Below are 9,424 nucleotides of genomic sequence, written 5' to 3' on the forward strand. Positions count from 1 at the left end.
CAGGCCATCGCCGCTGCCAAGGTTCGCCGCGGCTTGCCTCGCGCCGCGATTTTTTATGGCGCTCGGCCGGCGGATTGGGAGGCATCGCGCTGGCCGATCTGCTGGCGGCCGATGGGCGGCTGGCGGCGGCCCCTGCGCCAGCGCCCCTCACGCATGGCGGATGCCCGCACCACCCGCCCCGCGCCTCAGGCGCCTGTGCGCATCCAGCCTGTCCCGGCCGCCCTCAAGCCGGTCGTCACCGCGCGGGCCAGCATGAACACCCCGGCGAACGCTGCCCACGACCACACGAGGCCGGCCTCCCCCATGGGCGCAGCCGACCGGACGGCGAGCGCCACGGGGGCGTACGCGAGCAGCGTCACCACCCCGACGACGGCGAGGTAGCGCCCGTCCCCAGCCCCGATGAGCACGCCGTCGAGCACGAAGACCCAGCCGGCGACGGGCAGCGACACCGCGACGACGACGAGCGCTGCGGCGACGGCGCGGCGCACGTCCGGGTCGGTCGTGAAGAGCGGGGCGAGCCACCACCCGGTGACCCCGACGACGATGCCCAGCAGCGCACCGGCGCCCACCCCCCAGCCGAGCACGCGGCGCAGCGTCGCCCGGGTCGCCGGCAGGTCGCCGGCGCCGAGCCGGTGCCCGACGAGCGCCTGGGCAGCGATCGCCAGCGCGTCGAGCGCGAAGGCGCACAGGCCCCACACCGCGCCGACCACCTGGTGCCCGGCGAGGGTCACGGCGCCCAGCCCGGCGGCGACCCAGGCCGCGAGCAGGACGGCGAGCCGCAGCGTGGCGGTGCGCGCGAGCAGCGGGCCTCCCGTGCGCAGCCCTGCGAGCAGCCCGGCGGGCGACGGCCGGTGCGTGGCGCCGAGGCGCCGGGCGTCGCGCAGCACCGTCCGGGTGAGCACGGCACCCATGAGCAGCTGGGTCACCGCGGTGCCCAGGCCCGAGCCCGCGACGCCCATCCCCAGCCCGAGGACCAGTGCCACCGAGAGCACCGCGTTGAGCAGGGCGCCCGCCGCGGCCACCCGCAGCGGCGTCCGGGTGTCGAGCATTCCCCGCAGCGCGCCGGTCGCGGCCAGCACGGCGAGCATCCCCGGCAGTCCGGGGGCGGACCATCGCAGGTAGGCCACCGCGTGCGTCGCGACGTCGTCCGGGGCACCGAGTGCCGCGACGAGCGCCGGTCCCGTCGTCCACAGGCCGACGGCGAGAACCGTCCCCAGGGTGAGGCCCAGCCACACCCCGTCCACACCGAGCCGGGCAGCCATGGCCCGCTCTCCCGCCCCCAGGGCCCTGGCGACCCCCGCCGTCGTGCCGTACGCGAGGAAGACGCACAGCCCGACGGCGGTGGTGAGCACGGTGCCGGCCAGGGCGAGGCCGGCGAGGGGCGCGGTGCCCAGCCGCCCGACGACGGCCGTGTCCACGAGGACGAAGAGGGGCTCGGCGACCAGCGCACCGAGTGCCGGCACCGCGAGGGCGACGATCTGGCGATCGAGCGAGACGTCACCTGTCGAGACGGGGGGTCCATCAGGTGAACGGTCTGCCACGAAAGTCCTGTCCACAGCGTCGGAGGGGCAAAGCCGCTGATCCGGGCGTTCTGGGCGTGTGCCGTCCACGCTATCCACAGTCTTGTCCCCGGCCTGTGCACAGAGACGCACGCGACCGTCCACATTCTGTCCCCAGGGCTGCGCACAGGGCCTTCGACCCCGGGGTTGGGCGGGGTCCGGGACGGCCGTACCCTTCGCGAGGACGGCACCGGCGCAGGATGTCAGCGGTCGGGGATAGACGTTGGACACAGGTGACGTCATGACGAGGGGTGTGCGGTGAGCATCGACGAGCTCGAGCGAGGTCTGTCCTCGCGACGGTCCGACGCCTTCGACCGGACCCCGCCCCAGGACATCGCCGCGGAGCAGAGCGTGCTCGGCGGGATGATGCTCTCCAAGGACGCGATCGCCGACGTCATCGAGCAGCTCAAGGGCGCCGACTTCTACCGGCCGGCGCACGAGGTCGTCTACGAGGCCGTGCTCGACCTGTACGGCCGCGGCGAGCCAGCGGACGCCGTCACGGTGGCCGCAGAGCTCACCAAGCGCGGTGAGATCACCCGCATCGGCGGGGCGCCCTACCTGCACACGCTCATCTCGATGGTGCCGACGGCGGCCAACGCCGGGTACTACGCACGGATCGTGCGCGAGCGGGCCGTGCTGCGCCGGCTCGTCGAGGCGGGCACCCGGATCGTCCAGCTGGGCTACGCGACCGACGGCGGCGACGTCGACGAGATCGTCAACTCCGCCCAGTCCGAGGTCTACGCGGTCACCGAGCAGCGCACCAGCGAGGACTACCTGCCGCTGGCCGAGATCCTCAACGGGACCATGTCCGAGATCGAGGCGGCGGGCAACCGCGGCGAGGGCATGGTCGGCGTGCCGACGGGGTTCGTCGAGCTCGACCGGTTGACCAACGGCCTGCACCCCGGCCAGATGATCGTCCTGGCGGCGAGGCCGGCCATCGGCAAGTCGACCCTGGGCATCGACATCGCGCGGTCCGCCTCGATCAAGCACGGCATGGCGTCGGTGATCTTCTCCCTCGAGATGAGCCGCAACGAGATCACCATGCGCATGCTCTCCGCGGAGTCGCGCGTGCCGCTGCAGAACATGCGCAAGGGCACCATGCGCCAGGAGGACTGGCAGAAGCTCGCCGGCACCATGGCACGGTTGTCCGAGGCGCCGTTGTTCATCGACGACTCGCCCAACATGTCGCTCATGGAGATCCGGGCGAAGTGCCGCCGCCTCAAGCAGCGGCACGACCTCAAGCTCGTCGTCATCGACTACCTGCAGCTCATGAGCTCCGGCAAACGGGTCGAGTCCCGCCAGCAGGAGGTCAGCGAGTTCTCCCGCGCGCTCAAGCTGCTGGCGAAGGAGCTCGGGGTGCCCGTCATCGCGATCTCCCAGCTCAACCGTGGCGCCGAGCAGCGCACCGACAAGCGACCGCAGATGAGCGACCTGCGCGAGTCCGGCTCCATCGAGCAGGACGCCGACATCGTCATCCTCCTGCACCGCGAGGACGCGTACGAGCGCGAGTCGCCACGCGCGGGCGAGGCGGATCTCATCGTCGCCAAGCACCGCAACGGCCCCACGGACACCATCGTCGTGGCGTTCCAGGGCACCTACGCGCGGTTCGTCGACATGGCGCCCGACGGCATCTGAGCCCGCCCCCCGGGGGTGCAGCCGAGCCCCGCGCCGCCACGTGGAACATCCGGCACGGGACGCGTGCCGGATGCTCCACCCCGGTGGCTGGGGCGCCCCCCGAAGACCGGGTGGCGCCCCGCGACCGCTACTCGATGCAGAACCCGATGTCGACGGGCACGCTGCGGCCCGTCCAGGTCGAGTTCACGATCGCCCGGTCGGACACCGAGAGCCGCAGCACGTAGCCGCACGGCTGCAGCCCGGTCGTGTCCAGCGCCCACGTCGAGCCCACGGGTGCCTCGGACGTCGACAGCAGCACCGACGTCGTCAGCGCACCCGCCGGCAGCGGGAACGGCAGCAGGGAGAAGCTCCAGGAGCCGAAGGACGTGTCGCGCGCGTCGTACGTCCCCAGGACCTTCATGCCCTGCGTGAACTTGCCGCAGTGCTGCGCGGCGATCTGGCCGGGGTCGAAGGCCAGGTGGGCGGCGTTGGCCGGGTCGACCGACGCCGCGTTGAGGGTGTTGTCCAGCGCGAACCGCTGGGTGTCCACCACGCCCGAGCCGGCCACCTCGAGCCAGGTCTCCCACAGGTGGTCCCCGCTGGTGTCGATGTACCCCAGGGTGCCCAGCGTGTTGGTCGACCAGACCGGCCACGACGTCCAGCCGCCGGCGCCGGGGGTGACCCAGGAGCCGAACCCGTTCGAGTCCACGACGTAGAACGCCGTCATCACCGGGCTCTCCGTCCCGCCGGTCGTGACGTCGCGCGCCAGCAGCCGGTACTGCACGCCGGCGAGCGCCGGGTCGGTCGGACCGTGCGCCGTGACGCGCCCCGCGAACGGGCAGCCGCGCGGGTCCAGCACCGCGCCGTTGTAGGCGATGTGCGCGACGGGCCGGGTCACGCCCGTGGTCGGGTCGATCTCACCGGTGGCCACGCCGCCGACGATGGTCAGCCGCGCGACGCCGTCGTACGGACGGCCCGGCAGCACGTGGACGTGCGTGTCGAGCCGGTTGCCCCAGTGCGGCACGGCGTCGGGGTCGGTGGTCGACGGCGGTGTGTTCCACGAGAGCACGGCGCGCACGCGGTGCAGCCCCGGCTTCTCGCAGTGCCGCCGGTAGGCCGCGAGGTCCACGGGGAGCACGGCCGCGTAGGACAGCCCGCCCCCGGGCATCGTGATGAAGTCGTGCGCCGCGACCGCGACGGTCCCGAGGTACGTCATCGCGCAGTCGTCGTCGAAGTCCGCCCAGAAGGCGACGTGCTCCGTCGACCCGGCGCTGCACGGCGGGCCGGAGAACCCGGTCGGCCGCTTGACCCGGAACGTGGCGACCAGCTGGCCGGCAGCGTCGTCCAGGCCGAGGCACTCGAGCTCCTCGTAGGTGGTGTCGCCCTTGCCGTCCTCGACGGTGCCGAGGATGTCGCCCCAGTCGATGTCGAGCGTGCCCGCAGCGATCGTGGCCGAGGCCAGGGCCGACGGCCCGACGACCCCGGACAGCGCGGCCGTCGCCTCCGCCGCGGCGAACCGGTGCGGCGGCACGGGGTCGAGCGCGAGCTTGGCGACCCTGCGGTCCAGCGCCCGCTCGGCGAGCAACTTGACCTTCTCGGGCGCGTAGATGCGCCGCAGCACGTCGAGGGAGAGCGGCACGAGCGCCGGCCCCTCGACCGGCGGCAGCGGCTGCGGGTTGAGTGCGACCGGGCCGAGCGGACCGGGGTCCGGCACCGGGACGGGCAGCACGTCGCTGTCGACCAGCTGGGCGATGACCTTGGGGTCGAGCTGCAGCACCGGGCTCAGCACGTCGACGAGGTCGCCCGGGTAGAGCCGCCGGCGCGGCCGGATCTGGACCGTGTCCTCCTGCACCTCGCCCCAGACGGGTACGAAGCCGGGGTCCCCGGCCGTCGGCTCCTGCTCCCAGGACAGGATGGCCCGCACGCGCGGCAGCACCGGCGTCGAGCAGAACCGCCGCAGCGGCGTGAGGAGCACCCCGACGACGGCGATGTACGGGTGGTCCTTGTCCCCGGCGCAGTCGGCGCCGAGCGGCACGTCGAAGACCCGCGCCGCGGCGGAGCCCGCATCGACCCAGCCGCTGCCGAAGTCGACGAAGAAGCGGACCCACTCGGCCGAGCCGGTGGTGCACGGGCCGCCGCTGTACCCGGCGGCGCGCTTGATGACCACGGTCGCCTCGAGGCGGTCGCGCTCCGGGCTGAACGAGACGCAGCCGATCTCCTCGTAGCCGGTGTCGGACTGCTTGTCGTCGACGACCGGGAGGAACGCGGCCAGGGCCGAGTCCTGCAGCGTCCCGAAGTGGTTGGGGTTGGTGGCGATGAGCCTGCGGAACGATCTCCGCGACGGCTCGATGTCGTTGGGCATGTGAGCTCCTGAGCGTCGTGCCGGACGCAGGTTGCCTCCGGCTGAGATGTCGCACCCGCAGGTGCGGCGCAGCGCGGTCCCGCCGCGCGAGGGCGGGCGACGCCCTCACGAGGAAGGAGCCCGCCACCGGACCCGGTGTGACCGCTGATCACGGTCGGGAGTTGTCGCCTGTCCGGGTGAAGCACGTCGCGGGACACGCCGGATGTCCGAAATGTCGCCTAGGGTCGGTGGATGACCCCTCAGCAGCAGAAGGCCGTGGCCACCGTGCTGCTCGACGCGCTCACGGCGCTGGACGTGGAGGACCCGGCGGCCTCGGCCCGGGCCGTCCCGCTGGCGCTGGCCCAGCTCGAGCACCTCATCGGTGAGCTGGACGAGACGAGCTCGTCGGTGGCGTACGGGGCGATGACCCTGGCCCACACGTGCGTCGCCCTCGTGGCGACCGTCAAGGGAGTCGACCGGCTGGACGTCATCGCCGCGCTGCGCCCGCTGTTCTCCGAGTCGGTCGGCGAGCGCGCCGCCTGAGCCTAGGCTCGCGGGATGACAGCGCCCGCGTTCTCCTTCGACGCCCTGCGGCGTCAGCCCGACATCGAGGGACCGAGCCTCGTCGCGGTCGACGCGAGCGACCGCCTCATCCTCGACGAGGCGGCGTCGGCCCTCGACGCCTGCCCCGCTGGCGGGCTCGTGGTCGTCGGGGACCGGTACGGCGCGCTGACGCTCGGCGCGGCCGCCCTGCACGGCGCCCACGGCATCCGCACGGTCCAGGACGCGCTCAACGGCGAGCGCGCGCTCGCCCTCAACGCCGAGCGCACGGGGCTGACCGGCACGTTCACGTCCGTGGGGCTCGACGCCGCCGGGCTGACCGACGCCCGCGTGGTGCTGGTCCAGCTGCCCCGGTCGCTCGACGCGCTCGACGAGATCGCCGCGCTGGTCGCCGCGCACGCGGACCCCGGGGTCGTCGTCGTCGCCGGCGGGCGCCTCAAGCACATGACCCGGGCGATGAACGACGTGCTCGGTCGGTACCTGACGACGGTCGAGGCGCGCCTGGCGCGCCAGAAGTCGCGCGTGCTCGTCGCGAGCGGCGTGCGGGCGGCCGACGGCCCGCAGGCCGGCGGCGGGCCCGCAACGGTCCGGTGGCCGGCGAGCGAGCACCACGCCGACCTCGACCTCACGGTGTGCGCCCACGGTGCGGCATTCGCCGGCACCCGGGTGGACCACGGCACGCGCATCCTGGCGGGCCACCTCGCCGCGATGGCACCGGCCGCGACGACGGCCGTCGACCTCGGCTGCGGCACCGGCGTGCTCGCCGTCCTGCTGGCCAGGGCCCGCCCGGGCCTCGCCGTCACCGCGACGGACGACTCCGCCGCCGCGGTCGCCTCGGCCCGCGCGACCGCCGCAGCCAACGGCGTGGCCGGGCAGGTCACCGTGGTGCGCGACGACGTCCTGGTGTCGATGCCCGACGCGTCGGCGGACCTCGTGGTGCTCAACCCGCCGTTCCACCTCGGCGCCACGGTGCACACGGGCGTGGCCCACCGGATGTTCGCTGACGCCGGTCGGGTGCTGCGACCGGGCGGCGAGCTGTGGTGCGTGTGGAACTCGCACCTGCAGTACCGCCCGGCACTCGAGCGTGCCGTCGGGCCGACGCGTCAGGCGAGCCGCACGCCCACCTTCACGGTGACCGTCTCCACGCGGCCTACCGTGGGCGCGTGAACACGCCCACCACCGCGACAGCAGCCGCCGCGCCGGCCGCCGCCTCCACCGTCCGCCTCGACCCGCGCAACGTCTGGCGCGTCGGCTTCGTCGTCATCGCCCTCGTGGTGGTCGCGATCGTCGGGCGCTTCGTGCTCGTCGAGGGTCGCAGCGTCCTGGTGACCATCCTCATGGCGTGGTTCGCCTCGATCGCGATGGAGCCGGCCGTGCGGCCGCTGTCCCGCCGCATGCCGCGGGCCGCCGCGACCGGGCTCGTCATGGGGACGATCCTCGTCAGCGCCGTCGTCTTCCTCACGGCCTTCGGCAACCTCTTCGTCCAGCAGGCCGCACAGCTGCTCGGCGAGCTGCCGGACCTCTTCGACGCGGTGGTCGCCTGGGTCAACGGCCGGCTCGGGGCGGAGCTCGACGTCGAGGAGCTCATCGGCAGGCTCGGGATCAGCCCCGGGGCGCTCGCGTCGTACGGCGCCGAGGTGGTCGGCGGCCTGCTCGGCGTGCTGCTCGGCGTGCTCGGCGGGGTGTTCTCCCTGTTCACCTTCGCCCTGTTCACCTTCTACCTCTCGGCGGACGGCCCGCGGTTCCGGCTCTACCTGGCCACGCTCTTCCCGCAGGCACACCAGCCGCTCGCGGTCCAGGTCTGGGACCTCACGGCGCAGAAGACCGGTCGGTACGTCGCGGCGCGCGTCATCCTCGCGACGATCAACAGCACGGCGACCGCGATCGCCTTCCTGGCGATCGGCCTGCCGTCGTGGTTCGCGCTCGCCGTGTGGACCGGGCTCGTGGCGCAGTTCATCCCGACCATCGGCACCTACATCTCGATCGCCCTGCCGGTGCTCGTCGGGCTCGTCAGCCCCACCCCGTGGATGGGCCTGGCGGTGCTGGCCTGGGGGATCGTCTACCAGCAGGTGGAGAACCTCACCATCGAGCCGCGCATCAGCGCCAAGGCCGTGGACGTGCACCCGGCGGTCGCGTTCGGCTTCGTCATGCTCGGTGCCGCGCTCTTCGGGGTCGGCGGCGCGCTGCTGGCGATCCCGGTGGGCGCGATGCTCATCGCGCTCGCCGACGTCCGCAACACGCGCTACGCCCTGCGCCCGGACCTCGCCGACGGTGCCGCGCGCACCGCGCCGTCGTCGGGCGCGGACGCCGAGCCGGACGTCGCGCCGGACGTCGACGGCGATCGACCGGCGTAAGCGCTTGCGCCGATCGAGTGTTTCCGGCAGGTAGCGATCCTGTGCAGGTCCGGGTTCGTGGGCCGGAGAATGCAAGAACTTGCGGAAAGAGCGGCTACGGTACTGCGTCGTGACCGAACTCGTCGTTCCCACGCCCACGCCGGACGCCACCGTCGAAGCCTTCACCCGCGCCTTCCTCCGCGAGCTGAACTTCGGCCAGGGCGTCGAGCTGGCCCACTCGTCCGTCAACGACCAGTACCTCGCACTGGCCCGTACCGTGCGGCAGTACCTCATGTCGCGGTGGCTGGAGACCCAGCGTCGCCAGCGCCAGGCGCAGTCGAAGTCCGTCGCCTACCTGTCCGCGGAGTTCCTCCTCGGCCGCCAGCTGGGCAACGCCCTGCTCGGCACCGGGCTCGAGGACGTCGCCGCCGAGGCCCTGAGCGGGCTGGACATCGACATCGCGACGCTGCGCGACGCCGAGGTCGAGCCCGGCCTGGGCAACGGCGGCCTCGGCCGCCTCGCCGCGTGCTTCATCGACTCGCTCGCCACCCTGTCCGTGCCGTCCGTCGGCTACGGCATCCGCTACGAGTACGGCATCTTCCGCCAGACGTTCGTCGACGGCCAGCAGGTCGAGCAGCCCGACTCGTGGCTCGAGCTCGGCTCGCCGTGGGAGTTCCCGCACCCCGAGTCGGCCGTGACGGTCGGCTTCGGCGGCCAGACGTCGGACGTCGTCGGCATGGACGGCGTGAGCCGGCGGGTGTGGACGCCGTCCTGGAGCGTCCTGGGCGTGCCGTACAACTACATGGTGCCGGGCTTCGAGAACGGCAACGTCAACACGCTGCGCCTGTGGAGCGCCCGGGCCACCCGCGCGTTCGACCTGCAGATCTTCAACTCGGGCCAGTACGCCGAGGCCGTGCGCGCGCAGACGTTCGCCGAGAACATCTCCAAGGTGCTCTACCCGGAGGACTCCACGCCCCAGGGCAAGGAGCTGCGCCTGCAGCAGCAGTACTTCTTCG

At 73.1% G+C, this 9,424-nt stretch carries 7 protein-coding genes; 5 read left to right on the forward strand and 2 right to left on the reverse strand.

Going from position 1 to position 9,424, the window contains the following annotated elements; all coding sequences use genetic code 11:
- Positions 1–185: 185 nt before the first annotated feature.
- On the reverse strand, positions 186–1,541 hold the full coding sequence (locus PKY62_RS10425; RefSeq protein ID WP_502875831.1) for an MATE family efflux transporter: 1,356 nt from the start codon (positions 1,539–1,541) through the stop codon (positions 186–188).
- Between the two features lie 276 nt (positions 1,542–1,817).
- Between PKY62_RS10425 and dnaB the strand changes: the two genes are divergently transcribed.
- Positions 1,818–3,194: a replicative DNA helicase gene (gene dnaB, locus PKY62_RS10430; protein ID WP_324536668.1), complete on the forward strand. Its 1,377-nt coding sequence runs from the start codon at positions 1,818–1,820 to the stop codon at positions 3,192–3,194.
- Between the two features lie 127 nt (positions 3,195–3,321).
- On the opposite strand, the gene PKY62_RS10435 is transcribed toward dnaB, so the two are convergent.
- On the reverse strand, positions 3,322–5,535 hold the full coding sequence (locus tag PKY62_RS10435) for a hypothetical protein (RefSeq protein ID WP_324536670.1): 2,214 nt from the start codon (positions 5,533–5,535) through the stop codon (positions 3,322–3,324).
- 231 nt (positions 5,536–5,766) lie between these two features.
- Between PKY62_RS10435 and PKY62_RS10440 the strand changes: the two genes are divergently transcribed.
- The 4 genes from PKY62_RS10440 to PKY62_RS10455 form a co-directional block, all read left to right on the forward strand.
- Positions 5,767–6,057 (forward strand): hypothetical protein, encoded by a 291-nt coding sequence (locus PKY62_RS10440; protein ID WP_324536672.1) that lies wholly within the window; start codon positions 5,767–5,769, stop codon positions 6,055–6,057.
- A gap of 15 nt (positions 6,058–6,072) precedes the next feature.
- On the forward strand, positions 6,073–7,242 hold the full coding sequence (locus tag PKY62_RS10445; RefSeq protein WP_324536674.1) for a class I SAM-dependent methyltransferase: 1,170 nt from the start codon (positions 6,073–6,075) through the stop codon (positions 7,240–7,242).
- On the forward strand, positions 7,239–8,429 hold the full coding sequence (locus PKY62_RS10450; RefSeq protein ID WP_324536676.1) for an AI-2E family transporter: 1,191 nt from the start codon (positions 7,239–7,241) through the stop codon (positions 8,427–8,429). The genes PKY62_RS10445 and PKY62_RS10450 overlap by 4 nt, the downstream gene beginning before the upstream one ends.
- A 109-nt stretch (positions 8,430–8,538) precedes the next feature.
- On the forward strand, positions 8,539–9,424 hold an 886-nt coding region (locus PKY62_RS10455; protein WP_324536678.1), incomplete at its 3' end, for a glycogen/starch/alpha-glucan phosphorylase.

Origin of the sequence: Actinotalea sp., from assembly GCF_035443605.1 — a bacterium.
Lineage (GTDB): Bacteria > Actinomycetota > Actinomycetes > Actinomycetales > Cellulomonadaceae > Actinotalea.